Here is a 25,194-nt window from a genome sequence, read left to right as displayed (position 1 = left end):
GCAATAACGATAATCAAGTTAAGTTTGAGAAATAACCGCGTCAGAGACTTAATAAAATAATATGTAAGAAAATATTTTAGAATAATCCGCGCCATAAAATGTGACGCGGATTTATTAGTATTATTAGTGCCAGACTGAATCAGGAACCTTCGCCAGATACAGCGCAGGCTTTCCATCTACGTCAGAAGTAAACAGCACTTGTTTATTATCCGGCGTAAAGGAAGGATGTGGGTGAGTAACCTGACGGTCCCCTTCCAACACGTCCCAAGATGTATTGTGCTGTGCAATACGATGTTCTTTGCCTGTTTTCAGATTGAAAACATACAGGAACGGATCGTTCTCAATTTTGTAACCGCCATCGTCCTGCACGTCGACCGGCGCATCGGAACCATCACCCACCAGCAGCGTGCCGTCATAGTTACTCATCAGGTGAGAGCACGGCGGCATTACGCGCAGTTGGCGATCTTCCAGCGTAACCGGATCGATACTGCGGATGTAGCGATTGGTATCGTCTTTAAGGTAAGAGACGTAAATCATCGCTGAACCATCTGGAACCCAGAATTCGTGGGTACAGCTTTCGCCTTCCGCATGCTCTTTCACTTTACGCATGTTGGTGCCATCTTCATTGATGAACCACATACGCGCATCAACCAGGTCATGTGGACCTTCGTGGCAGAAAGCCACCGTGTTGTCATCACCCGGACGGTAGATTGGGTGACCCAGCCACTGGTTTTCCTGAAGGATAGTCTCCGCTTCGCCCGTTATCAAATCGACACGAATCAGACGACAGCAAGGATTAGTGAAATAGAATTCCTGGAATTTTTTCCAATCGGTCAGTGGTTTCCAGTCTTCTTTTTTGATCTCAATACCGACCATTTTAGTGCAATCGGAGTTGGCAACCCAGGTACCGTAGCCGACCCAATCGTCAGGTACCTGATAAATCGTTTTCTCTTCCAGCGTAGCCAGATCGACACGCATCAGATTGCGGGTATTTTTAACGTAATACAGCGCATCGTCATTCGGAGACAGGAAGCCACCGAAGGTGTTATCGCCTTTGCCTTCCGTCAGCTGCGTGGCGCTCTGCTCTTTTAAATCCAGCAGATAGTAGTTCCACGGGCCATCAAACGCAGCACCAAACAGCAGCTTGCTGCCGTCATTGAAGAAACACTTCTGGTAGAAATAGTTGCGATGGCAGATAACATCGGGCGGGGTTAAGCGCACAACTTCGGTGCCGGTTGCTGAATCCTGGTAGGTATGAAACGTTAGGGGGATCTTGTTACCTTTGGCCATCCGTAAATCCTTAGAACTTATCATGAAGAATCTGACGCCACACGCGCATACTCTTCGATAACCTGACCTTTCGTTCGCCCGATAAATCGGTCATCCCGACACCGGTTGTTCAAAAATCAGGCCACCAATCTCACGCGAGACGCCTGTTATATCGGCATTATAGAAACAATGTTTCATTTTTCCGTGATCGTGGTTTTATTTTATAAAACATTCTTCATATTTTCACCACCTGTTTCAGATCTAATGAAAACATTCGGGCGGAGAAAACGCAGGATTGCTGAACCAATAAACGCAGAAATAACAAAGGCCCGAATGGGCCTTTGGGAAGATAGCTTTAGAAGATAATACGTAAATTACTTCAGGTATTCGCCGGAGCGCAGCGCTTCGATACGCTTATCCAACGGCGGGTGTGACATGAACAGTTCGCTGAAGGATTTCGATTTTCCGTTAATGCAGAAAGCCATCATGCTGCTCTCTTCCTGCGGTTCATAGCTGGTCTTCAGGCGTTGCAGTGCAGCGATCATTTTCTCGCGCCCCACCAGCTTGGCTGAACCCGCATCCGCATGGAATTCACGGTAGCGTGAGAACCACATGGTAATGATGCTGGCAAGAATACCAAACACCAGTTCCAGCACGGTGGCGACAGCAAAGTAAACCAGCGGGTTGCCATTGCTGCTTTCACCTTCGTCACGGTTGCCGGACAGGAAACCGGAAACGACTTGTGCAATGAGACGAGAGATAAAGATAACGAAGGTGTTTACGATCCCCTGAACCAACGTCATGGTCACCATGTCGCCATTCGCGATGTGGCTAATCTCATGCGCGATAACCGCTTCCGCTTCGTCACGGCTCATGTTTTGCAGTAAACCCGTACTCACGGCCACCAGCGACGCATCACGACGGGCTCCCGTCGCGAACGCATTGATGTCCGGTGCATGGTAGATTGCCACCTGTGGCATCGCGATCCCAGCCTGCTGTGACTGTGAGCGAACCGTTTCCATCAGCCAGCGTTCAGTTTCGTTACGTGGTTGTTCAATGACTTCACCGCCAACGGACCGTAACGCCATCCATTTAGACATCAGCAGTGAAACAAACGCACCGCCAAAGCCAAACAGCCCAGCCATAATCATTAAGCCCTGGACACTGCTGGACTGAATTCCCGTCAGGCTGAGTACCAGCCCGAAAACCAACATCACCGCCAGGTTGGTGATCAGGAAAAGCGCAATACGCATCATAAAGGTCTGATTTCCTCTTGCAGAAAGATAAAGTTTGCACTCATACATCGTATGGGTTGCCGTGGCATTTTCAAGCATTCTTAACTTTTCAGTTACTAAATCCACATAACTTTACACTTTTCAAAAGGAAAGCGGCATCCTGCCGGCTGTCAATCCTGATATGTCAGCGCAACAACGTTGAGCGAAATTCGATAAATTCGGCAGCGTGATCCACCTGAATCGCCCCCACCCCAGCGCGAATTAATGCGCCCCATACGGCGTCAGGTTCGGCTAAGGCTCGCGTGTCGCTATAGTCGAGCGAATGCGAACAATCCAGCGTATTCACCCAAATCCGTACCCCAAGCCGTTGAAACTCGGCATACGCTTCGGTCACCGCATCAATATGATCAAAATTGGCTTCAACAATGCCGACGCCAATATCATCAATCTGTCGCAAAATATCGACAGTTTTCCCCCGTTTGAGGTGGATCATCGGCATATAGGGTACTTGGGTATCCAGCGACGGTGATGCAATGGGAAACCGGGCAGAAGCAAGATCAACCGGGCTTTTCATGATCACACCAGCACTCAGGCCTTTATCGCGAATATCACGGGCGATCACACCCAATTCCTGCTCATGTTTGACATCCACATTGATGACAATACGCCCTCGCGCCTCTTCGAGAACTTCATACAACAGTGGGACTTTTTCGTTACTCAATGGCCATGACGAACCGCCATCGCTCCCGCGCAGACGTGCCTGACGAATCTCCGCCAGCGTCATCTTGCCAATGCGACCGCTCATATCGCTCGTGCGATCGAGCGTATCATCATGAATCACGACAACGTGGCTATCTGCCGTTAATTGCGCATCAATTTCCACGATATCAACGCCCAGACGAATCGCCTCACGCAGCGCCGCCAGCGAATTTTCCGGTGCCGAATCCCAAACGCCACGATGTGCCACTGCCAGAATCGTCGCGTTTTGCCCCGCAATCACGTCCTGAGTTATGCCTCTATTTTGCCTTGTCATCTGTCGAAAACTCCAAATCAACGGGAAATGTCACGAGTGACGGGAAACCGACTGCGCGAAATGCTGCAACAGGAGATCGCCCCGAGAAACCACATTGTCCAGCGCCTGCTGCGGCGTTTCTTGCTCTGCCCAGACCTTCTCCAGTTCTTCATCCATGATGGTGCGAATTTGTGGCATGTTGCCCAAACGGAACCCGCGCGTATAAGGCAGTGGCGGTTTATTGGTGAGCTGTTTCATCGCCACATCGCTGCCGGGATATCGGGCATAGAATCCCTGATCGCGCGTGAGCTCGTAAGCGGGTTGCGTCACTGGTAGATAGCCCGTCATCTGATGCCATTCGGCGGCATTTTCCGGCAGCGTGAGGAAATGCAGGAACTCAGCGATCCCTTGATAATGCGATGCTGCTTTCCCTTTCATGACCCAAAGACTCGCCCCTCCGATGAACGTATTCTGCGGCGCGCCTTTCGCTTCTTCGCTGTAAGGCAGCATGCCGACACCGTAGTGAAATTTGGCATAGTTCTGAATCTTGCGTAGCCCACCCGATGAGGTGGTCAATATGCCGCAGTCGCCGTTATAAAAGCGCGTGGTGCCTTCATCATTGCGGCCGAAATAGCTGAATTCCTTCTTCTTCATCATCTCCGCAAGCTGGGTGATGTGGGCGACCTGCAATGGACCATTCACCAACAGGTGCGCGTCGACACCATCGAATCCATTGTTTTTCGTCGCAATCGGCAATCCGTTCCACACGCTAAAGGCCTCCAGCAATATCCAGCCCTGCTGCCCTGCATTCGTATAGCCGCATGTCATTCCACTCTCTCGCAGCCGCATCGCGTCGTACGCCAGCTCATTCCAGGTGCGTGGCGGCTTATCAGGATCGAGCCCCGCTTTAATAAACGCATCTTTGTTGTAGTAGAGAACGGGGGTTGAACTGTTAAACGGCTGGGAAATCAGGTGCCCGGTCTGGCTGTCGCTGTAAAACAGCCCCACCGCAGGCAAAAAGGCGTTTTCGTTATTATCGATACCAACCTGATTGAACAGATCGAACACCGGGATAATCGCCCCGCTGTGCATCATATTCGGTGTACCGACATCATAAACCTGCAAAATATCCGGCGCGTTCCCCGTGCGATAAGCGGCAATGCCAGCGGCCAGCGTCTGTTCATAGCTGCCCTTGTAGATAGGCTCAACGTGATACACCGTCTGAGATTCGTTAAACCGATTGACCAGCCGTATTAATTCCGTGTTCAGGTTGCTGTCCATGCCATGCCAAAACGTCAGTTCAACAGCCGCCGTGGCAGACAGCGGAATGAGCAAGACCACACTTAACAGCATCAAAACAACAGACGTGAACCTAAACCGAATCATCATGATGTTTTCTCCGGTACGATTTTTTAGGAAAATCGCGTTATTTTTAGGAAAATTTCATTTTGGAAAACGTGTTTTAGGAAAAAGGCGTGCTGATAACGACGCTAGGGTTCGCCTGTGACACGTAGATGACCGGGGAAGTGATGAACTGTATCGCGATATTTCAGCCGATAAGAGAGGGGAAGTCGTGTGGCAGAAAAACCTTATGTCAGAAAAACCTTGTGGCGGACAGTCCTTCGACTGCCCGCCGCGGTATTCGATTAGCTCTGTGCGTGTGCCATATCCGTACGCATTGAGGCCGCAACGGGCTGATGTTTCGGTGGTTTAACCCACAGGGTGATCAGAATCGAAACGACAGACATAATGATGATGGCCATAAAGGTAGCCTGGAAGCCTCCGAGTTGAGCGGCGATAAATGAGCCAGACAATGCACCAATACCGAATCCCTGATAAATCACGCCATAGTTTTTGCTGTGATTTTTCAGGCCGAAGAAGTCGCCAACAATCGCCGGGAACACCGTGATATTGCCACCAAAGCAGAAGGCAATCGCACTGACACAGGTAAAGAACAGAAGCGGGTTAAGCGGCAGGAACGTCATCACTGACACCGCCAGAATCGTCACGAACAGGGTAAAACTGATCACCCGCATACGTCCGACATTATCGGAAAGCGCACCCAGCACAATACGTCCGACGGTATTAAAAATCGCAATCGCAGACACGGCATTGGCCGCCATGGCCATATCCATTCCGGCCATTTGCACACCGATATCTTTCACAATACCAATCAAATACAGGCCGCTCATACACGCGGTGAAGAAGATAATAAACAGCAAATACGATTCTTTGGTCGCCAACATTTCAGCCAGCGAGAAATCACGCGCCTGCCCCTGAACCGCAGCCTGTTGAACGGGTACCGCAGCAGGTTCTTTCAGCAGTGAACTACCGACCAGAATCATCGCCATGACGATAATGCCCCAGTAGAAAAAGGCTTCTGACACACCCACTTCCGCAATCAAGAAGCTGTTTACGTATTTGAACAGCAGGCTTCCGGTACCAAATGCGCCAACAGAAATGCCCGCAATCAATCCTTTGCGGTTCGGGAACCATTTGATCAAATTAGACAGCGTCGTGATGTAAGCCGTGCCGTCCGCAAAACCGACAACAACGCCCATCAACAGATAAATCAGCGTCAGTGACGGACTTGCCGCACTCGCCATCAGCCCCGCGCCCAGCGCGATACCGGCGATCATCGTTAAGCGGCGCAGACCAATACGCTCCTGAAACTTACCGGCAAACAGCGTGGCGAAGGCCAGACAGAAACTGGTAATGGAAAACGTCGTCGCCACGGAGCTCAACGTCCAGCCAAATTTGTCCACCAGCGGCTGGTTGAATAAACTCCAGGTGTAAATCGTGCCGAGTCCCATTTGGGTGATGATCGTACCGAGGACAATCAATCCACGGTTAACAGGTTTGGTATTCATGGGTTTTCCCCTACATCAAAAATTGGTCCGATTCACTCGGCACGCTAAAAAATATAAGCTGATGTGGAGAAGAGAGAATCCATCAAAACACTGTCAGCTTATGGGCTGAGGCCAGTATACAAGCGGGCTGACAGTGGTTGATCGAATGGGGAATGAGATGCCTGAAACGCGGAATGAAATGCCGTTAAAGGCGCATCAATGACCTGAACGCCTTTATCTTGCTTCGGCTTACCGGGACTTCAAAATCCAGATCGTTCAATCGCAGGATATAGGTATTATTAAACCACGGCACAATTTCACGGATTTTCGTCAGGTTGACGCAGTAAGAACGATGGCAGCGGAAGAAGTACTCTTCCGGCAAACGGCTGCAAAACTCAGTAATATTCATCGGCATGATGAATTCCTCACGCCGTGTATAAACCAACGTGACCTTTTCCTGCGCGGCCGCGTAGTAGATATTGTTAATATCCGTGACGATAATCCGTTCGTCTTTCATCAGGTTAATGGTGTGCTGCGCACTTCTCGGGGCACCAGAAGGCACGCCCGTTTCAACAGCAGGCGCTATTTGTCGCTGTTGCCAGGTTGTTTCCAGCTTACGCAACATCGTGACGATACGTGATTCATGATACGGCTTAAGAATGTAATCGAAGGCTTCGACTTCAAACGCTTCAACGGCATGTTCTTTGTAAGCCGTAATAAAAATGATGTAGGGCTTATGCGCGAATTTGCTGATATTTTGCGCCAGCCAGACGCCGTCCAACGAGGGAATATTGATATCCAGAAAGATCGCATCGACCTCGTTATGTTGCAGGTATTTCAGTACATCCAGCCCGTCATCGAATGTCGCCTCAATCGTAATATCGCTGTGCTGTTTGATGAGGTAACTCAGCTCTTGCTGCGCGAGGAACTCATCTTCAACAATAATGGCTTTCATGGGTTGCCTCCTGTTTGTTCAGCAGCAGAAGAGCCCGGCGGCGGCACCTGAATGGCATCCGGCAGCGCCGACGGGGTTTTATCTTCTCGTGGAATGTAGAAATAAATTTCGGTCCCCGGTTCCAGACGGCGAATATGCAGCCCATCGCCATAAAGCAGGCGAACCCGGTGATGGACATTCAGCAGACCAATTCTATTCCCTGGCAATTCGTTACGTGCGACGCGATCCATCGTTTCCTGACTAATGCCATTACCCGTATCTTTTACCGCCACCAGCAGCTTATCGCCCTGCTCCTTCACGGATAGCACAACGGTTCCTTTGCCTCTGCAAGGCTGAATACCGTGCACAATCGCGTTTTCTACCAGCGGCTGAATTAACAAGCTGGGGATTTTGTACGCTAAATCGTCGTCGATATCGTAAATCACCGTTAGCTTGGCGCCGAACCGCGCTTGCTCAATCGCGATATAATCCTGAATCTGGTACAGCTCTTTCTTTATATCAATCAGCGCATCGTCGTTGAGTTCGAGGTTATAGCGCAAATAGCGAGACAGATTGATCACCAGCTGGCGCGCGGTATCGGGATTAATACGAATAGATGAGGAAATCGCATTCAGCGCATTAAAAAGAAAGTGCGGATTGATCTTACTTTGCAGCGCTCTCAGTTCCGCTTTATTTGCCATATCACGCAACTGCTCGGTGCGGGACACTTCAATTTGCGTTGACATTATTTGCGATAAACCGACGGCCATCACACGCAATGAATAGGTAATTTTATGCGCATGGCGATAATAGATTTTCAGCGTGCCGGTTACCTGCCCGTGTTCCCACAGTGGGATGACGATCATCGAATGGATTTCCGGCGTCAGGTGCTGTTCATCATTATTTTTAATGATGATTTTCCCGTCATGAATCGCCTGCTGCGTCATGGGGCTGATAATGTCGTGGCCGATATTATACTTTTCTTCCCCAATTCCCACATAAGCCTGAATGTGCTGCGTGTTCGTTATTGCCACCGCATCTGCATTAATTTCAGTCCGAATGATCCTACAGATGGCCGTCAGTGAATCGCTGTTGATGTTGCGGAAATACGGCAGTGTTTTGTGTGCGATATCCAGCGCGAGTTTGGCCTGCCTCGCGGCAATCACCTCTTTTTCATTCGCCACGCTTTGTACCAGCAGGACGATCAGGCCAATACAGACGGAACCAAGAATCATCGGCACCGCAATTTTTGAAACAATATCGAGCCCTAACTCGATCGGCGTCGCCCATGCCACAACCAGCAACATGGTTAACGACTCACACAGCATGCCGCCCAGAATCCCGATGCTCCACTGCTGCTCTTTTTTGACTTTCTTATTGATGTAGCCGGAAGTGATACCCGCGATGATGCTGGTAATCAGGCAAGGGACGGAGGTGATACCATCAATATCAATGAGATAACGGTGCGCTCCCGCGATGATACCGGTCGCAATGCCGACCCAAGGACCGAAGAGAATGCCGCCGGACATCACGGCAATTACACGCACGTTGACGAGCGACCCTTCAACATTAATGCCGGAATAGGTACCAAACAGCGCAAACAGTGAAAAGATGGCCGTCACCGTCACCCGCTCTCCTGGCGAATGTTGCTCTTTTTGCAGTAATTGCCGGAACTGACGCGTTCTTGTCAGGAAAAACAGACAGATCAGCATCAAGGCGGCGCGGTCGAAGACCGCAAGGAGCATCTCAAATATTTCGTGCACGGGACATCCGATACTGGGTTACGAGCCAGCACTATAGAAAAAATGTGATCCAGATTCTACTTTTTAGTCTGTTAACCGTGCAGGGAGCGCAAAGTATGAAAGCCAGCTGGCGCTGGCTTTCTGGTAAGGCTGGATGGTAAAACCGCCGTTCGTCTATCTTGTCTAAACGTCTGTCTTGCTTAAACGTCTATTGGCTTATTCAGTTTCAGTAACTGGGTGAATTCCTCGGCAGGCATTGGATGTCCAAACAGATATCCCTGCGCTTCCTCACACCCTTTACCCCGCAGACGCTCGCTCTGCTCTAATGTTTCGACCCCTTCGGCAATCACCCCCAGACCGAAACTTTTCCCGAGATACAGGATCGCTCGAACAATCGCCGCATCCGGCGGAGACTCGCACATAGTTCTGACAAACGTTTGATCGATTTTCAGCCGAGTCACCGGGTAGTTTTTAAGCATGCTGAGCGACGCATAGCCCGTGCCATAATCATCAAAAGCAATACCGATTCCCGCTTCACGCAGCGTATTTAACGGCTGCAGCATACTTTCATCGTAACGCAGGATGATATTTTCCGTGATTTCCAGCTCCAGCGAACCTGGCTGTAACCCGGTACGCGCAAGAATATCCATAATCTTTTGCGCCAACATACCGGTACGAAACTGTGCGCTGAAAAGATTAATGCTGATACGAAAATAGCTGTCGCTCGCCTGGCTCCATTCCGCCGCCTGCCGGCATGCCGTTTCGACGATCCAATCACCGACGCGTTCTGCCCACGGGCCGTTTTCCAGTGCGGTAAGAAAGGCCGCGGGGCTAAGCAGCCCTCTTTCCGGATGACGCCAGCGCAGCAGCGCCTCGGCACCAACAATCTCATTCGTCGCCAGTTTGACCTGTGGCTGGTAGAACATCTCAAACTCATGCTGCTCGTAAGCACGCACAAATTCTAACTGGAAGGCATGCTTAGCCTGAAAGACCTCAAGCAGCTCGCGCGTAAAAAAGCGGTAGCAGTTTCGACCTTCAGATTTCGCCTGATACAGCGCCAGATCCGCGCTGGTCAACAGGTCCTGCACGGTCAGCCCATATTCTGGGTACAGCACCGCACCAATGCTGGCACTAATATTGATTTGATGATCGTCAATAATCATCGCCTGCGAAATTTCATGAATAATTTGTTCGGCAATTTTGCCCGCGACCTTTTTGTCACTCAGGCCGGGGAACAGCAGCGCAAACTCATCCCCGCCCATTCGCGCCACAACATCACCAGAGCGAACCGTAGCTTTTATTTTTTTGGCGACATGCACCAGAATATTATCGCCGCTGGAATGCCCCAGACTGTCATTCACATCCTTAAACCCGTCCAGATCGACCATCATGATACAAACCGCAGGTTCATTCTTTAGTGCAGTTTCCAGATTGGATGTCAGCAGCGTGCGGTTTGCCAATCCGGTGAGTGGATCCAGATGCGCGAGTAAGAACAGCCGCTCTTCATTCCGTCGCCGTTCTGTAATGTCACGCAATATCGCGCCATAGCTAATATTGGCGTTGTCTTCCCACATCGAAACCGACAATTCGACTGGAACCAGGCTACCGCTTTTGGCTTGAACGTTCAGTTCCAGCGTCACGCCTTTCATCAGCGAATCGCGATCGGTGACCAGATGATTGAGCTGCACGACAAAGGCATCGGGCACGATGGTATTAATACTGCGGCCAATAATCTCCTCGTCAGTATATTCCAGCATGTGCTCAGCGGCGGTATTCCAGAAGGTGATCATCCCCTTCTCATTAACGCACAAAATGGTATCGGGCGAGGTATTAGCAATATTTTCAAAACGCACCTGACTGGCTTTTCGCGCCAGTTCCAGACGTCGCATTTCCAGCTTGTCCATGACTAATGAAGCCAGATCCTGCAAATTATGCTCATCACGTTTGGTGAATGTCGTTCTGGGTTTCAAATCGATAATGCACAAGGTGCCGATGGCATGCCCGGACGGCGTAATTAATGGAATGCCGGCATAAAAACGAATGTAGGGAACGCCCACAACCAGCGGGTTATTTTTAAAACGCGCATCCTTGAGGGCATCGGGCACGACCATGATTTTTTTCTTTAGGATCGTATGCGCGCAAAAAGAGATATCGCGAGGCGTTTCGCAAAAAGGAACGCCCACGCTAGCGGCAAACAGTTGGCGTTCAGCCTCGACCAACGATACCAAAACGATAGGCACGCTGAAGATGTTAGCGGCCAGACTAATCAGGTTACTCAGACTCGGGTCGAATAATACGTTCTTAACTCCATACTCACGAAGAGCAGCAAGACGTTTGTCTTCATCTTTGCTTATTGGGGCACGACTCATGGGTTCCCCCCTCCCATCGTATTAATGTTCAGATTAGACAAAAATTTAGCTATAAATCCAAAATGTTGCAGCAATGAGCACGATAAGAACAGCAAGCCAACGTTAGAAAATCCCCCCCTATCTTGCCAAGAGTCAAGGCTGAGTATGAGTATGGCAAAAGATCCAGACTCTATCACCCCTGCGAATCATGAATAATAACAAGTGGAAGCATCAATTAAGATAATAGATGAAAAACGAAATAGAAAGATACCGACGTACTCACAACGTTGAGCAATGAGGGAAGAAAAGGAAGGGGAAGGTTGGTATATTCAAGTACTCATGACCAGATAACGACAACGTATTATCAAGTTATTAACAGAATATAACCAACCAGAGCGTCATCAGGCGGGGAAATAGGTTATTGAATGCTCAGGCGTGTCATTTTTCGCTCGGATCACGACATCCCAAATCCCGGTATAAGGCACCGTTAAATACACTTCGCCTTCTGCATGACGGCAAATCGAATCCTGCGTAGCACTATTCTCTTCGGTCATGGTTTCCTGTTCACTACTGCTCATTTTCACTTCAAAGGTATTTGTACACCGAACAATTACCGTATCACCACCAAACAGACTTAAACACGTGCGAATTACAGACATACATCCTCCGCGACACGCAGTCATGCGTATGCTTAATGAAACGAATTTATTGGTTATATTTCCCACAGCGGGATTTCCATAAGAGCAAAATGCATACAGCCAGATTGTGATTTAGATCAAGTGACTCACACGTTTAAAGCAAATCAGGCGGTGGAATAAGGCGATACTATGACTGCCTGCTACTTATTAGGATTTTTGATAATCAAGCGATAGCGCTTAGGGATGCCGACGCTATCTCATCCAGTCACACAGGATTCGCGTCATAGAATAACAACTAAAATCGTATTCAAAGTTGTATTCATGCGTGACTATTGCATGCGTTAATGACGAACGGCGGTGGTTTTTTTAAACAAGATTAATACCCGCTTGATAAATGACAACCTAGGTTGTACATTGAACGAATGAAAACGACACTTGCAGAACGATTAAAGACCGCCAGAACTGCACAAGGGCTTAGCCAAAAAGCACTTGGCGACATGATTGGCGTATCTCAGGCCGCCATACAGAAGATCGAGGTGGGGAAAGCGTCGCAGACAACCAAAATTGTTGAGCTTTCCAATGCACTACATGTTCGCCCTGAATGGCTGGCAAACGGCGAAGACCCAATGCGTAGCAGCGAAGTCACTCGCTCGCTTCAGGAACCCAGCATTCCGCCAAAATCCGAATGGGGCACCGTATCAGCTTGGGACAGCACAACAGAACTATCAGAGGACGAGGTGGAAGTGCCTTTTTTAAAGGATATTGAGTTTGCCTGCGGTGACGGACGCATTCAAAGTGAGGATTACAACGGCTTTAAGCTCCGTTTCTCCAAAGCTACGCTGCGTAAGGTGGGTGCAAATACGGACGGTTCAGGCGTTCTTTGTTTCCCGGCAGCGGGCGACAGTATGGAACCCATCATTCCTGATGGCACCACCGTTGCGGTTGATACTAACAACAAACGCATCATTGATGGAAAGCTCTACGCCATCGCTCAGGAAGGCGGCGGCAACGACAAATTAAAACGAATCAAACAACTTTACCGCAAACCGGGCGGTCTTCTCGTCATCCATAGCTTCAATCGCGAGACTGATGAAGAAGCCTACGAATCTGACGTCGAGATCATTGGCCGCGTGTTCTGGTATTCGGTGCTGCTATAGCCCGATACTGGCGGTATCCCGCGCTATAGCGCTCTCTTTTCTTCTCATCAAAACCGGTGGACCGATACGGACACCGGTTTGTTTTATCAACAAATATTTTGCCTATAAAAGAGTTGTGAGTAACCGCTTTATCAACAAACGTTTCAGCGCTAAAAAACGTTTACCCCCGCCCAAGTAACCTTACCTACGCGCAACAGTTTTATACAATCACCGTGCTATTGTTTCATCAACCCTTGTTGATGTTGTGTTATTCACCCTGTCTATGTTGTTCCTTTCCCGCCCTGTGGCGGGATTTTTTTTGTCCCTCATCGGCCTCTTTTGCGTGTAGCCCTTCCTGTTGTCATTTCTTTTTACAACCAAAAACAACTTAAATTAAAACTAAAGATGTTGACATGAAAACAACTATAGTTTTAAATAAACACATAGCAGCAGGGAAGTCTCTGCAAAGGTAACAACCCAGTTTTCACGTCAGTAACAACACACATAACAATAGGGTGATTTATGACTGAGCCACAATTTCGCAGTAAAGGTCCTGAGCTTCTGGTCGAGCTTTCTCAACACGTTGCCGATACGGTTAAAACCGTCACGGAGTTGGATCCACAAACCGCCGAGCTGGTCGGCAATGCCGTTGCCAAACATATGATGACCGTATGGGGCGGACAAAACGTTTATTTCCCGATGGGAATCTCCTGGCGCGCGTCTCAACGCGATCTTCAAATCTATGAAGAGTTTGACGGACGCAATCACAGCGCGCTGGCTAAAAAATATAATGTCTCGCTGCAATGGATTTATAAAATTGTCAGAACGATGCGAAAAGAGGAACTACAGGCAAAACAGCACACTCAGGCATAATCTAAAAAGCCATGAATTAAAAACCCAGGTGATAATTAAAAGAAAACAATAAAAAAAGATTATTTAATAACAACTATAATTTTTTGCTTTTAATAAAAAATAACCTACGTCATGAGAATTGTGCAAATGTAGCAAGGCATTCCTATACGTTGATGCCGGACCACACATGCAATTTGAAGCATGACAGATATATTCAAAAATAATACCGTCTGGTAATTAATAGAATGGGTACGTTTGCGTATCCATTCTTTTTTATATCTCTCATCTTGCTCTTAGAAAAAATCGCCCTTCTGCTCTCTTGCCCCTCTCTTCTTATTCAAATCAATCAGCTAAAAAAACAACAAACATGCATTTACAATGCACAAATCAATTTTTAACCATTCTGAGCGTGATAACGTTGCCCCACGATCCCTTCGGTGTATTGAAAGCGCCGAGTGAAAAAAATAAATGGGGGCAATTGAGAGCAATGAGTGAGAAAGCAAGAAAGCGGTGGCAACGCCGCCCCGGAACCACTGGCGGTAAACTTCCCTGGAATGACTGGCGCAACGCCCTGACCTGGCGCAGAGCGACGCAAATTCTGCTATTGGCGATTAACGTTTATATCGGCATCACCTTCTATTTTTGGGTACGCTACTTTGAAACTGGCGGCACGAGCCTTTATATGTCGAGGCCAGGCGGCATAGAAGGCTGGCTGCCAATTGCCGGATTGATGAACGTTAAATTCACGTGGGAAACAGGTAATTTTCCCCCTATCCACCTTGCGTCAATGCTATTACTTCTCGCATTTGTTCTCACCAGCCTGTTGCTGAAGAAATCGTTCTGCTCCTGGCTGTGCCCTATCGGCACAATTTCCGAGTGGGTAGGCGCATTGGGGAAAAAAATATTTGGCCGTCACTTCATTCTTCCGAAGTGGCTGGATATTCCACTGCGCAGCCTGAAATATCTATTATTAGGTTTTTTCCTCTATATCGCCTTATCCATGCCAGCACAGGGCATTTATATGTTCCTGATGTCACCCTACGGTTTGATCGCCGACGTCAAAATGCTCGGTTTCTTCCGCAATATCGGCACCATCACGTTAGTCTGCGTTTTTCTTTTTACATTTGTCAGCCTGTTCGTCCGCCATTTTTGGTGTCGCTACCTTTGTCCCTACGGTGCGCTCATGGGGGTATTTTCGCTGCTGTCGCCTTTCAAGATTCGCCGTAATGCCACCAGCTGTATCGATTGCGGTAAGTGCGCCAAGGCCTGCCCGTCTAACATCCCGGTGGATAAGCTCATTCAAGTGAGAACAGCGGAATGCACGGCCTGCATGACCTGCGTCGAATCCTGCCCGGTGGCATCGACGCTTCATTTTTCGCTGACGAAGCCCTCGGGTTCACAGGCAAAAGGCAGCGAAACAACCAAACCGCTATGGCGACACACTGCACTGTCCGGTATCACGATGACGGTACTGGTGCTCGGCATCCTTTTCGGCATGATCGGCTTTGCGATGTACATCGGCGGCTGGGACAGCCCGATTCCCGAACACATGTATTTCCGGCTCATCCCCGGCTCACAAAGTATTGGCCATCCATAAAGTATGGTCACCCATAAAGAAAAAGGGGCCAAATTGGCCCCTGATTTTCATCTGCACTGAATAGCAGATTACATATTGTCGATGATGTCTTGAGCGAATTCGCTACATTTACGCAGCTTCGCGCCTTCCATCAGACGTTCGAAATCGTAAGTCACGGTCTTGTTCTTGATCGCGCCTTCAACGCCTTTAACAATCAAGTCAGCCGCTTCGAACCATTGCAGGTGACGTAACATCATTTCAGCAGACAGAATCACGGAACCTGGGTTCACTTTGTCCTGACCCGCATATTTCGGTGCAGTACCGTGCGTGGCTTCAAACAGTGCGCATTCGTCACCGATGTTCGCGCCCGGTGCAATACCGATACCGCCAACCTGTGCAGCCAGGGCATCAGAAATGTAGTCACCGTTCAGGTTCATACAGGCGATGACATCGTATTCAGCAGGACGCAGCAGGATTTGTTGCAGGAACGCATCGGCGATCACGTCTTTTACTACGATCTCTTTGCCAGTGTTCGGGTTCTTGATTTTCACCCACGGGCCACCATCGATCAGCTCACCGCCGAATTCTTCACGCGCCAACTGGTATCCCCAGTCTTTGAACGCGCCTTCGGTGAATTTCATGATGTTGCCTTTGTGTACCAACGTGACGGAATCACGGTCGTTGGTGATCGCGTATTCGATTGCGGCGCGAACCAGACGTTTAGTACCTTCTTCGGAACACGGCTTCACGCCGATACCACACTGCTCAGGGAAACGGATTTTGTTAACGCCCATTTCTTCACGCAGGAATTTGATCACTTTGTCTGCTTCAGCAGAACCCGCTTTCCACTCGATACCTGCATAGATGTCTTCGGCGTTTTCGCGGAAGATCACCATGTCGGTCAGCTCAGGCTGTTTAACCGGGCTAGGTGTACCTTCGTAGTAGCGTACCGGACGCAGGCAAACATACAGATCCAACTGTTGGCGCAGTGCAACGTTCAAAGAACGAATACCACCACCGACTGGCGTTGTCAGCGGGCCCTTAATCGCCACACGGTATTCACGGATCAAATCCAGTGTTTCTTCCGGCAGCCAAACATCTTTACCGTAGACTTGCGTGGATTTTTCACCCGTATAGATTTCCATCCAGGAAATCGCGCGCTTGCCCTGATAGGCTTTCTTCACGGCGGCGTCAACGACGTTGATCATGGCTGGCGTTACATCGATACCGATGCCGTCGCCTTCGATAAACGGAATGACCGGATTGTTTGGAACAACCAGTTTGCCTTGAGCGTCAACCGTGATTTTCTGACCTTCTGTCGGTACAACTACTTTGCTTTCCATTAACCTCTCCTTCGAGCGCAATTTTGTTAATGACTTGTAAGATGCGTGTCAATACTACTTGAATATTTAGCCCGCGCCAATCGCAAACCATTTGAGTATAATGCTTTTGTTATCCGCGACTATAAAGATGATGAATAAATTCTCTGTTAAAAATCACAAAGTTAAACGATTCAGCTCACAGTCGGCAAGAAAAAGGCAGCCTGACAACGCGCCGCGCCGCATCGTTTTGTTCAATAAACCCTTCGATGTGCTACCGCAATTCACTGATGAAGCCGGACGCCGCACGCTGAAAGATTATATTCCGATTAGCGGTATTTATGCCGCCGGGCGTCTGGATCGCGACAGCGAAGGCCTGATGATTCTCACCAATGACGGCAAACTTCAGGCTCGACTGACCCAACCGACGCAAAAAACGGCCAAAACTTACTATGTTCAGGTCGAAGGTATTCCTGACGACGCCGCATTGACGCGCTTTCGTACGGGTTTAGATCTGAATGACGGCAAAACGCTACCCGCCGGCGCGGAGATCGTACCGGAACCCAACTGGCTGTGGCCACGCAATCCTCCCATACGCGAGCGTAAAAGCATTCCCGACTGCTGGTTAAAAATCACGCTGTATGAAGGCCGTAATCGGCAAGTTCGTCGTATGACGGCAAATATCGGGTATCCTACCTTGCGTCTGATTCGATACGGCATGGCCAATCAGACCGTAGAAAACCTGTTACCCGGAGAATGGAAGGAGATAATGGATGTTTAAACCCCATGTGACAGTCGCCTGTGTGGTACAGGCCGAAAACCATTTTCTGCTCGTCGAAGAGTTAATTAACGATAAATTATTGTGGAACCAGCCTGCGGGTCATCTGGAAGCCGATGAGACGCTGATTCAGGCTGCAAGCCGTGAGCTGTGGGAAGAAACGGGCATTCAGGCTACACCGCAAAGCTTCTTGCGTCTGCACCAATGGATCGCACCCGATAACACGCCGTTTTTACGCTTTTGCTTCGCGCTCGATCTGCCTACGCGGGTCGACACCCAGCCGCACGACAGCGATATCGAATGCTGCCGCTGGCTGACCGCCGAGGAAATTCTGCATTCTCGCCAGCTTCGTTCACCGCTGGTGGCCGAAAGTATTCGCTGCTATCAGCAGCCAGAACGCTATCCGTTAACCGTATTGGGTGCGTTCAACTGGCCTTTTTAGACAGAGGTCTGTTTATAAACCTGCCGTGAATGGCCTGACCACTGCGCGGCAGGAATAGCGATGCAGCCCTCGGCTCAACATGCTAAAATATGCCGCTTGTTTTTCGCATCAATGCGTCAGTAAATTTCAGTTCGTGAGACTTCCATGTCAGATAACAGCCAGAAAAAAGTGATTGTCGGTATGTCCGGCGGTGTTGATTCCTCCGTTTCCGCTTACCTGTTACAGCAACAGGGCTATCATGTTGAAGGCCTGTTCATGAAGAACTGGGAAGAGGACGACGACACAGAGTATTGCTCAGCGGCCACCGATCTTGCCGATGCGCAGGCCGTTTGCGACAAGCTGGGTATCGAATTACATACCGTCAACTTTGCCGCTGAATATTGGGATAACGTGTTTGAACTCTTCCTTGAAGAATACAAAGCGGGCCGTACCCCCAACCCCGATATCCTGTGCAACAAAGAAATCAAATTCAAAGCCTTCCTGGAGTTCGCCGCCGAGGATCTCGGGGCAGACTACATCGCGACAGGCCACTATGTCCGTCGTCACGACGTTGACGGTAAGAGCCGTTTGCTACGCGGCATGGACGGCAACAAAGACCAGAGCTATTTTCTTTATACGCTGAGCCACGAGCAGATCGCACAGAGCCTGTTCCCGGTCGGTGAGCTGGAAAAACCGCAGGTTCGTAAAATTGCCGAAGAGCTGGAACTGGCAACCGCGAAGAAAAAAGACTCTACCGGTATTTGCTTCATCGGTGAGCGCAAATTCACCGATTTTCTGGCGCGCTACCTGCCCGCACAGCCGGGTCCGATTCTGTCCGTCGATGACAACAAACCGATGGGACAGCATCAAGGGCTGATGTACCACACGCTGGGGCAACGCAAAGGTCTTGGTATTGGCGGCGTCAAAGACGGCGGCGAAGACCCTTGGTACGTGGTGGATAAAGATGTCGCCAACAATATTCTTTATGTCGCTCAGGGTCACGAACACCCTCGCCTGATGTCGTACGGTTTAATCGCACAGCAGTTACACTGGGTCGATCGTCAGCCGCTCACCGCTGAATTACGTTGTACGGTGAAAACCCGTTATCGTCAGGCGGATATCCCCTGCACCGTCACGCCACTGGGCGACGATCGCATTACCGTGCGTTTTGATGAGCCTGTCGCAGCCGTGACTCCGGGCCAATCCGCCGTCTTTTATCTGGACGACGTTTGCCTTGGCGGCGCCATCATTGAAGAACGCTTACAGGAGTAACCGTGGCTAAGAACTATCATGACATTACGCTGGCGTTAGCAGGCATTTGCCAATCGGCGTATGTAGTCCAGCAGTTGGCCCATACCGGTAGCTGTAATAACGATGTGCTGCATACCTCGCTGAACAGCGTTTTGAATCTCAATCCGGCGTCCACGTTGGCCGTTTACGGCAATGACGAGCAAAACCTGAAAGTTGGGCTGGATACGCTGTTAGGGATTCTGAATACCAGCAGCAACAAAGGCGCGGGTGCAGAACTATCACGCTACGCTTTCAGCCTGATTGCGCTAGAGCGCAAGCTGAATGCGAAGTCTGCCGCGCTTGACGAATTGGGCAAACGCATCGGGCAGTTGGAACGCCAACTGGAGCATTTTGACCTGCTCTCCGAAACGATTGTGAGCGCGCTGGCGGCGATTTATGTGGATGTCATCAGTACGCTGGGGCCACGTATTCAGGTTACCGGTTCCCCGGAAGTGCTGAAAAACAGCCAGGTACAGGCGAAAGTGCGCGCGGCGCTGCTGGCCGGAATCCGCTCTGCGGTGCTCTGGCAGCAAATTGGCGGCGGACGCTTACAGCTGATGCTCTCACGCGGCAAGTTGGTTAAAGAAGCAAAACAGATATTGGCGCGTTGCCCATCCGATTGATGGTATTCTTGCCGCTATGAGCGACGCTGGTGTGAGTAACGCCAGCGTCACGAAATGGATTATTGTTAATAACTCATTGTCCTTACTGAAATTAATCGTTTTTATTGAAATTAATCGTTATTGAAACCAATCTCAGGAGTTGCTTGCGATGGAATTATCCTCACTGACCGCCGTTTCCCCTATCGATGGACGCTACGGCGATAAAGTCAGCACGTTGCGCACCATTTTCAGCGAATTCGGTTTGCTGAAATTCCGTGTGCAGGTTGAAGTACGTTGGCTGCAAAAACTGGCGGCCTGTGCAGAGATCCAGGAAGTTCCTGCATTTGACGCTGACGCAAACGCTTTCCTTGATAAAATTGTCGCCGAATTCAGTGAAGAAGATGCGGCCCGCATTAAAACGATCGAGCGTACGACCAACCACGACGTGAAAGCCGTTGAGTATTTCCTGAAAGAGAAAGTTGCCGCGATTCCGGCGCTGCACGCCGTCAACGAATTCATCCACTTCGCCTGTACTTCAGAAGACATCAATAACCTGTCTCATGCGCTGATGCTGGATACCGCTCGCCGCGATGTCATCCTGCCGCACTGGCGTCAAATCATTGATGCGCTGAAAACGCTGGCACAGGAATACCGCGATATCCCGCTGCTTTCCCGTACACACGGCCAGCCCGCTACGCCATCCACCATCGGTAAAGAGTTCGCTAACGTGGCTTACCGTATGGACCGCCAATATCGCCAACTGCAACAGGTTGAGATTCTGGGCAAGATTAATGGTGCCGTCGGTAACTATAACGCCCATCTGGCAGCCTACCCGGAAGTGGATTGGCACCAGTTCAGCGAAAGCTTTGTTACCTCACTGGGTATCAACTGGAACCCGTACACCACGCAGATCGAACCGCACGATTACATCGCTGAGCTGTTTGACTGCATCGCGCGTTTCAACACGATTTTGATCGACTTTGACCGTGATATTTGGGGCTACATTGCCCTGAATCACTTCAAGCAGAAGACTATTGCTGGCGAAATCGGTTCCTCCACCATGCCGCATAAAGTTAACCCGATTGACTTCGAAAACTCGGAAGGCAACCTGGGTCTGGCGAATGCCGTTCTGGGACATCTGGCTAGCAAACTGCCGGTTTCCCGTTGGCAGCGTGACCTCACTGACTCTACCGTACTGCGTAATCTGGGCGTCGGCGTGGGCTATGCGCTGATTGCGTATCAGGCCACGATGAAAGGCATCAGCAAACTGGAAGTGAACCGCGATCGTCTGGCTGACGAACTTGATCACAACTGGGAAGTATTGGCAGAGCCAATCCAAACAGTGATGCGCCGCTACGGAATTGAAAAGCCGTACGAGAAGCTGAAAGAGCTGACGCGTGGCAAACGTGTTGATGCTGCCGGTATTCAGGAATTTATTGATGGTCTGGAATTGCCAGAAGCGGAAAAAACGCGCCTGAAGGCGATGACACCAGCCAACTATATCGGCCGTGCTATCGCTATGGTCGATGACCTGAAATAACCGTTCTCAGACCCGAACGTGACCTCTCTCTGGCGGGCGCCCTGCCCGCCAGTTTTGCATAAAACCAACCATTTCCAGCCTGTTTATACCCGGTTTATTCTCCCTGTGGATAATTTAACAAATAAAATAAATAACGTTCTCTGCGTATAATGTTGATACGCGGGGGCGACATACGTGGAAGATAGAGTGCATCAAGGTATTTTGATAAATATGATTCTATCTATTCGACAGAGGATATAGCGATGCGAATTCTGGTCGTTGAAGATAATGTATTATTGCGCCACCATTTAACCGTTCAGATGAACGAAATGGGGCATCAGGTTGACGCGGCGTCAGACGCCAAAGAAGCGGATTATTTTCTGCATGAGAATATGCCGGATATCGCCATTGTCGACCTCGGGCTACCCGACGAAGACGGCATGAGCATGATCCGTCGCTGGCGCACCCATCAGGTCAAGCTCCCGATTCTAGTGCTGACCGCCCGTGAAGGCTGGCAGGACAAAGTTGCAGTGCTGGAAGCCGGTGCGGACGATTACGTGACCAAGCCGTTCCATATGGAAGAAGTTGTGGCACGCTTGCAGGCACTGATGCGGCGCAACAGCGGGCTGGCATCGCAGGTTATCAGCCTGCCGCCCTTTGAGATCGACTTATCGCGCCGCGAGTTGATGATCCACGGCGGCCCAATCAAGCTGACCGCGTTTGAATACACGATTATCGAGACGTTGATTCGCAATAAAGGCAAAGTCGTCAGTAAAGAGTCGCTGATGTTACAGCTGTACCCCGATGCAGAACTGCGGGAAAGCCACACCATCGACGTGTTGATGGGGCGATTACGCAAGAAAATTCAGCAGGCAGAAGCCCCGGATGTGATCACTACCGTGCGCGGACAAGGATATCGCTTTGATATTGATACCCCTCCAGGATCAGCATGAGCGATAAGAAGCTACCCTTTTCGCTTCGTATTCGTTTTTTACTCGCGACAGCGGCCATCGTGCTGGCGCTGTCGCTCGCCTATGGCGTCGTCGCCATTATCGGGTACAGCGTCAACTTTGATAAAACCTCATTCCGTTTGCTACGCGGCGAAAGTAACCTCTACTACAGTCTTGCGCAGTGGCGAGACAACCAGCTGAATATCGTCACGCCACCCGACGTTGACATCAATTTCCCCACGCTGGTGTTGATATACGATGAGCATGGCAACGTGCTCTGGCGCGAAAAGCACGTTCCCGAGCTGGAAGCGCTAATCAATCCTGAGTGGCTGAACAAAACGGCCTATCACGAGTTAGATACCGACACCGATACCAGCAGCGCGGTATTAACGGGCAATACCTTACTACTGAGCAGCCTGCGGGCGCTGAATGGCGCGCATAGCAATGCGTTAACGCACTCCATCGCCGTGAACGTTTACCCGAGGACCGATCATCTCCCTTCCATCACGATTGTTGTGGTTGACCGCATCCCGCAGGAGCTCCAGCAGGAAGACGTGGTGTGGGAATGGTTCAGCTATGTGTTGATCGCCAACCTTCTGCTGGTACTTCCCCTGCTTTGGCTGGGCGCGCACTGGAGTCTGCGCCCTATTCAGCATCTGGTGAAACAGATCGCCGAGCTGGAAAAAGGCACACGCGATCAGTTAGATGAAAACCCACCGCGCGAATTGTTCAGTCTGGTGAAAAACCTGAATATCCTGCTGAATAACGAACGGCAGCGCTATCACAAGTACCGCACAACGCTCACCGATCTCACCCACAGTTTGAAAACGCCGCTGGCGGTTTTACAGACCACATTACGTGCGCTGCGAACCGGCAAAGAGATCACTATCGATCAGGCTGAGCCTATTATGCTGTCGCAGATCAGCCGTATCTCGCAACAGATTGGCTATTACCTGCATCGCGCCAGCGTGCGCTCTGAACATAATCTGCTGATACGTGAAGTGCACTCGGTTCCGGCGCTGCTGGATGGCCTGTGTTCCGCGCTGAATAAGGTGTATCAGCGCAAGGGCGTGGTGTTGACGCTCGATATTCCGCCCGAACTGACCTTCGTCGGTGAGAAGAATGATTTTATGGAAGTGCTGGGCAATATTCTTGATAACGCCTGTAAGTACTGTCTGGAGTTTGTCGAAATTAGCGTGCAATACTCCGACCACAAACTGCATCTGATTATCGATGACGACGGCCCCGGCATCCACGAAAACAAGCGTGAAATGATCTTCCTGCGTGGGCAACGCGCCGACCGTATGCGCCCCGGACAAGGTATCGGCCTTGCCGTTGCCGTCGAAATTATCGAACAGTATCAGGGTGAGATCCTCATTAGCGATAGCGCACTGGGCGGTGCCCGAGTCGAAGCTATTTTCTCACGCCAGAACCTGAGCCAGAATGAGGGGTGAAAGGCAGTACAGCGCGCGATGCTTCCGCTATACTTATCGCCAAAATACTGATTGTTTTAAAATACTGATTATTTCACGGAAAATCATATCTTCAAGAACAGTCATTTCCTCAAAAACAAGTTTCTGGAAAACGGTATGGACTATCAGCTCAATCTCGACTGGCAGGATTTTTTAGCGAACTACTGGCAAAAACGTCCGCTCCTGATTAAAGGCGGCTTCACGAATTTTATCGACCCGATTTCACCCGACGAGCTCGCCGGTCTGGCGTTGGAAAACGAGGTTGATAGCCGTCTGGTCAGCCATCAGAACGGGCGCTGGCAGGTCAGCCACGGTCCTTTCGAGAGCTACGATCATCTGGGGGAAAGTAACTGGTCGCTATTGGTGCAGGCCGTCGATCACTGGCACGAGCCCTCTTCTGCCTTGATGCAGCCCTTTCGACAGCTGCCGGACTGGCGCACCGATGATTTGATGATTTCATTTTCCGTTCCCGGCGGTGGCGTAGGGCCACATCTGGATCAGTATGATGTTTTCATCATTCAGGGAACGGGACGCCGCCGCTGGCGCATCGGTGAAAAAATACCGATGAAGCAGCACTGTCCGCACCCTGACCTGCTTCAGGTCGATCCGTTTGACGCGATTATCGATGAGGAACTGGAACCGGGCGATATCATCTATATTCCACCGGGTTTCCCGCACGAAGGCTATTCGCTGGAAAACTCGCTGAACTACTCGGTGGGTTTCCGAGCGCCGAATGCTCGCGAGCTGGTCAGCGGCTTTGCGGATTATGTGCTTTCCCGCGAACTCGGCAGCTATCGCTACAGCGACCCCGATGTTCCATCCCGCGATCATATCGCCAGCGTACTGCCGCAAGAACTGGATGCGCTGCAAAAAATGATGCTGGAGCTGGTGCAGCAACCGGAGCATTTCCAAAACTGGTTTGGTGAATTTATTTCCCAGTCTCGTCACGAGCTCGATCTCTCACCGCCGGAGCCACCTTATCAAGCTGGCGAAGTGTATGAATATCTGCAACAGGGCGAACCACTGCGTCGTTTAGGCGGCCTGCGAGTCATCTGCGTTGGCGATAGCTGCTTCGTTAACGGGGAAAAAGTGAACAGTACGCACAAGGCGGCGCTGTTTGCACTGGCTGAGCATCCTGCTATTGGTGCAGAACAACTGGGCGATGCGCTGGAAGATCCCTCTTTCCTCGCACAGCTCACCGTTCTGATTAACAGCGGTTACTGGTACTTCGCGGATTAAAACCCATCTTGAA

General features: G+C 50.2%; 21 protein-coding genes. 11 read left to right on the top strand and 10 right to left on the bottom strand.

Going from position 1 to position 25,194, the window contains the following annotated elements; all coding sequences use genetic code 11:
• Positions 1-123 precede the first annotated feature (123 nt).
• The 9 genes from ogl to NXT09_RS02630 all read right to left on the bottom strand — a co-directional run bounded on the left by ogl (position 124) and on the right by NXT09_RS02630 (position 11,967).
• On the bottom strand, positions 124-1,290 hold the full coding sequence (ogl, locus tag NXT09_RS02670) for an oligogalacturonate lyase (RefSeq protein ID WP_010275714.1): 1,167 nt from the start codon (positions 1,288-1,290) through the stop codon (positions 124-126).
• A 353-nt stretch (positions 1,291-1,643) separates the two neighbouring features.
• Positions 1,644-2,525 (bottom strand): protease HtpX, encoded by an 882-nt coding sequence (htpX, locus tag NXT09_RS02665; RefSeq protein WP_010297866.1) that lies wholly within the window; start codon positions 2,523-2,525, stop codon positions 1,644-1,646.
• Between the two features lie 163 nt (positions 2,526-2,688).
• Complete coding sequence (locus NXT09_RS02660) at positions 2,689-3,537, bottom strand: glycerophosphodiester phosphodiesterase family protein (protein WP_268578724.1); 849 nt, start codon at positions 3,535-3,537, stop codon at positions 2,689-2,691.
• 30 nt (positions 3,538-3,567) lie between these two features.
• Positions 3,568-4,902 carry a sn-glycerol-3-phosphate ABC transporter substrate-binding protein UgpB gene (ugpB, locus tag NXT09_RS02655; RefSeq protein ID WP_268578895.1) on the bottom strand — a complete coding sequence of 445 codons (1,335 nt, stop codon included), beginning with the start codon at positions 4,900-4,902 and terminating at the stop codon, positions 3,568-3,570.
• A 260-nt stretch (positions 4,903-5,162) separates the two neighbouring features.
• Positions 5,163-6,386, bottom strand: coding sequence for an L-lactate MFS transporter (locus NXT09_RS02650; protein ID WP_268578722.1), 1,224 nt, complete (start codon positions 6,384-6,386; stop codon positions 5,163-5,165).
• 184 nt (positions 6,387-6,570) lie between these two features.
• Positions 6,571-7,320 (bottom strand): LytR/AlgR family response regulator transcription factor, encoded by a 750-nt coding sequence (locus tag NXT09_RS02645; RefSeq protein WP_268578720.1) that lies wholly within the window; start codon positions 7,318-7,320, stop codon positions 6,571-6,573.
• Positions 7,317-9,062: a LytS/YhcK type 5TM receptor domain-containing protein gene (locus NXT09_RS02640; RefSeq protein WP_268578718.1), complete on the bottom strand. Its 1,746-nt coding sequence runs from the start codon at positions 9,060-9,062 to the stop codon at positions 7,317-7,319. Before NXT09_RS02640 ends, NXT09_RS02645 begins: the two co-directional genes overlap by 4 nt.
• Positions 9,063-9,241: 179 nt before the next feature.
• A complete protein-coding gene (locus NXT09_RS02635; RefSeq protein ID WP_268578716.1) occupies positions 9,242-11,410 on the bottom strand; it encodes a sensor domain-containing phosphodiesterase in 2,169 nt (722 codons plus the stop codon).
• A 380-nt stretch (positions 11,411-11,790) separates the two neighbouring features.
• Entirely contained in the window at positions 11,791-11,967 is a 177-nt protein-coding gene (locus NXT09_RS02630) for a hypothetical protein (RefSeq protein ID WP_227528166.1), read from the bottom strand.
• Between the two features lie 482 nt (positions 11,968-12,449).
• Here NXT09_RS02630 and NXT09_RS02625 point away from each other — a divergent pair, with 482 nt between their 5' ends.
• The 3 genes from NXT09_RS02625 to NXT09_RS02615 all read left to right on the top strand — a co-directional run bounded on the left by NXT09_RS02625 (position 12,450) and on the right by NXT09_RS02615 (position 15,612).
• Positions 12,450-13,184 (top strand): XRE family transcriptional regulator, encoded by a 735-nt coding sequence (locus tag NXT09_RS02625; protein WP_040032427.1) that lies wholly within the window; start codon positions 12,450-12,452, stop codon positions 13,182-13,184.
• 501 nt (positions 13,185-13,685) lie between these two features.
• The gene (locus NXT09_RS02620) at positions 13,686-14,036 is read left to right on the top strand and encodes a Mor transcription activator family protein (protein WP_010275738.1); all 351 of its coding nucleotides are present in this window, start codon (positions 13,686-13,688) and stop codon (positions 14,034-14,036) included.
• Between the two features lie 466 nt (positions 14,037-14,502).
• On the top strand, positions 14,503-15,612 hold the full coding sequence (locus NXT09_RS02615; RefSeq protein ID WP_268578714.1) for a 4Fe-4S binding protein: 1,110 nt from the start codon (positions 14,503-14,505) through the stop codon (positions 15,610-15,612).
• A gap of 68 nt (positions 15,613-15,680) precedes the next feature.
• On the opposite strand, the gene icd is transcribed toward NXT09_RS02615, so the two are convergent.
• Entirely contained in the window at positions 15,681-16,934 is a 1,254-nt protein-coding gene (gene icd, locus NXT09_RS02610) for an NADP-dependent isocitrate dehydrogenase (protein WP_039286734.1), read from the bottom strand.
• Positions 16,935-17,064: 130 nt separating this feature from the next.
• Here icd and rluE point away from each other — a divergent pair, with 130 nt between their 5' ends.
• The 8 genes from rluE to NXT09_RS02570 all read left to right on the top strand — a co-directional run bounded on the left by rluE (position 17,065) and on the right by NXT09_RS02570 (position 25,181).
• Complete coding sequence (rluE, locus tag NXT09_RS02605) at positions 17,065-17,691, top strand: 23S rRNA pseudouridine(2457) synthase RluE (RefSeq protein ID WP_268578894.1); 627 nt, start codon at positions 17,065-17,067, stop codon at positions 17,689-17,691.
• Complete coding sequence (locus NXT09_RS02600; RefSeq protein WP_268578713.1) at positions 17,684-18,130, top strand: NUDIX hydrolase; 447 nt, start codon at positions 17,684-17,686, stop codon at positions 18,128-18,130. The genes rluE and NXT09_RS02600 overlap by 8 nt, the downstream gene beginning before the upstream one ends.
• A gap of 144 nt (positions 18,131-18,274) precedes the next feature.
• Positions 18,275-19,381 carry a tRNA 2-thiouridine(34) synthase MnmA gene (gene mnmA / locus NXT09_RS02595; RefSeq protein ID WP_268578712.1) on the top strand — a complete coding sequence of 369 codons (1,107 nt, stop codon included), beginning with the start codon at positions 18,275-18,277 and terminating at the stop codon, positions 19,379-19,381.
• A 2-nt stretch (positions 19,382-19,383) separates the two neighbouring features.
• Positions 19,384-20,022: a high frequency lysogenization protein HflD gene (gene hflD, locus NXT09_RS02590; RefSeq protein ID WP_268578711.1), complete on the top strand. Its 639-nt coding sequence runs from the start codon at positions 19,384-19,386 to the stop codon at positions 20,020-20,022.
• 148 nt (positions 20,023-20,170) lie between these two features.
• A complete protein-coding gene (gene purB / locus NXT09_RS02585) occupies positions 20,171-21,541 on the top strand; it encodes an adenylosuccinate lyase (protein WP_039544634.1) in 1,371 nt (456 codons plus the stop codon).
• Positions 21,542-21,783: 242 nt separating this feature from the next.
• Entirely contained in the window at positions 21,784-22,473 is a 690-nt protein-coding gene (gene phoP, locus NXT09_RS02580) for a two-component system response regulator PhoP (RefSeq protein WP_205550680.1), read from the top strand.
• Positions 22,470-23,924: a two-component system sensor histidine kinase PhoQ gene (gene phoQ, locus NXT09_RS02575; RefSeq protein ID WP_268578710.1), complete on the top strand. Its 1,455-nt coding sequence runs from the start codon at positions 22,470-22,472 to the stop codon at positions 23,922-23,924. The genes phoP and phoQ overlap by 4 nt, the downstream gene beginning before the upstream one ends.
• Positions 23,925-24,059: 135 nt before the next feature.
• A complete protein-coding gene (locus NXT09_RS02570; RefSeq protein ID WP_205550684.1) occupies positions 24,060-25,181 on the top strand; it encodes a ribosomal protein uL16 3-hydroxylase in 1,122 nt (373 codons plus the stop codon).
• Positions 25,182-25,194 lie beyond the last annotated feature (13 nt).

This window comes from Pectobacterium jejuense (assembly GCF_026800125.1).
Classification (GTDB): domain Bacteria; phylum Pseudomonadota; class Gammaproteobacteria; order Enterobacterales; family Enterobacteriaceae; genus Pectobacterium; species Pectobacterium jejuense.
The sequence above is the reverse complement of the archived record's forward strand: the minus strand, read 5'-3'. Positions and strand labels throughout refer to the sequence as shown.